This window comes from Shewanella sp. SM29, from assembly GCF_025654245.1.
GTDB classification, from domain to species: Bacteria; Pseudomonadota; Gammaproteobacteria; order Enterobacterales; family Shewanellaceae; genus Shewanella; species Shewanella oncorhynchi.
The window spans coordinates 1-1,933 of record NZ_JAKKRN010000071.1; the positions used below are offsets into that span (position 1 = coordinate 1).

Annotated in this window: 1 protein-coding gene and 1 pseudogene; both read left to right on the forward strand. The window is 36.8% G+C overall.

Translation table 11 applies throughout. The features are described 5' to 3' along the window. Positions 1 to 423: pseudogene (locus L5L77_RS22425) on the forward strand (DDE-type integrase/transposase/recombinase); the annotation flags it as partial. Between the two features lie 560 nt (positions 424 to 983). Next, positions 984 to 1,634, forward strand: coding sequence for a hypothetical protein (locus tag L5L77_RS22430; RefSeq protein WP_263223440.1), 651 nt, complete (start codon positions 984 to 986; stop codon positions 1,632 to 1,634). Positions 1,635 to 1,933 lie beyond the last annotated feature (299 nt).

The following is a 1,933-nucleotide window of genomic DNA, read 5'->3' on the forward strand; positions in this document are numbered from 1 at the left end:
GATTTATATTCACGCCGGATTGTGGGATGGCACATAGACAAACGCATGACCACAGATTTGATATCTAAGGCATTAATGAAAGCCTACAACCTGCGCTAACCAGCGCGAGGGTTGGTATTTCACAGTGACCTAGGCTCGCAATATACCAGTAAGCAATTCGGTAGGCTGCTATCGAGCTATGGTATCCGAGCCAGCATGGGTGATGTGGGAGCGTGTTGGGATAACGCCGTTGTTGAGCGTTTCTTTGGTTGCTTGAAACACGATTGGATTTTTAAAGTTGCTCAACCAACAAGGGAGTTTATGAAGCAAGATGTGACGGCTTACATGAAATATTACAACTTGGAGCGGCTTCATTCTGCTAATGACGATCTGTCACCTGTAGAGTTTGAAAATTCTCAAGTAAAAGTGTCCAGTTTGGGTTGACCAGTACACTGGAGTATCTGCTAATCTAATTATATTATATTATATTATATTCCAATATATTATTCGTGATGATGTCGGTGTGTTGCCTAACTAGCAAGAAAAATCAAAACCTAATTTATTAAAAGTCAACACATTCATGTTTTTTAATACTTTTTGATGACGTAAATTAGTATTTAACCAGAGAGCAGTTTAACAGGCCACAACTGGAATAGCATTAATGTCCATCAGTGATAGCCTTATTGAATTCTATCTGGCGCTCAATTTAAGTTAATGATTAAGTAAAGATAACTGAAATTTAGCACTAATCTAATTTCATCGGATAGAACATACGCTATTAAATCATGTTGCATATTATCAGTTAGCGACAGAACCTTAATCTCTCACTAATAATTTACATCGACAATAATATCTAACAGCACTAAAGTAGTATTGATTAATGTTAAAATCTTGTTAGATTTGTTATTGAGGGAACTCACTATTGACTTATTGAGTACACCCTACGGTAATAATATTTCATACCCTAGTTAGTTAATAAATTTACAAAACCGGAGAAGAACAAAATGGGAATAAAAATTCACGATAATGAGTTTATCTTTAACATTGAAGGACTATCAGATGTTTCCTTTACTGAAAAGGACCATAGCATTAGCAATGACCAACCTTATGACGGCGTTATCTGTCATGGAAAAACTCTGGTAGTAAAAGCTGGCCGTCACAAAACAAGCGATGTGGCTAAATGGTTTATTAATAGCGCAGGCAGCGGTGGGATGATAGCTAAAACATTTAACGACCGCCAACCTTCAGAACTGAATTTTGCAGTACGTGGAAAGTTAACCCTTAAAGTTAATGGTATTGTACATACTATCGACGATTTCCTTTTAGGACAAGGTAGCTATGGAAATCACAATAATTGGTGGATTGGCTCGAAGGACATGATCGGTGTAACATGGGGCAGTGTAGACCAACATTATGCTGAAGGCTTAGCCAAAGATACGTTAAATATTGTAAAAAATGTAGTTACAGAGAATCCCGTAGGTGCTATTACTGCGAGTGGCAAGCTAATCCTTGATATTTTAAAGAAAAACAAAGTTGGCTCCGGTTCTATAGCTGCACTAGTTAGTGATTCAAGTACCGCAGTAGAATTACTCTTATTTCAAATGGACAACTCTGAAGTTAATTCTAGTCTGACTGGTCGTTACACAAAACCTTAAGTCTTATCAAACAAAGCTGAATTGATGGATGGAACAATTATACTAAATTCGTTCGTCCATATAAGAAACTTACTGATAGGCTATTATTTGTTAGTTATAGCCTATCAGATATTATTTCGACAGATAGCCAAAATTGGAGAATAATATGTCTCACGTAAGTACAAATAATTGGATGAGTGCACTAAATAAAAGTTTAACATTAGACAAAATTTCTATACCTGGCACACATGACTCAGGTACAGAAAAGGCCCCCCCAATAGGCGCCAGAACGCAAAACTTTGATATTTATACCCAGCTAA

What these genes read in the sequence shown, in the direction of transcription:
- L5L77_RS22430 (WP_263223440.1), top strand. Translation starts at nt 984, where the DNA reads ATGGGAATAAAAATTCACGATAATGAGTTTATCTTTAACATTGAAGGA.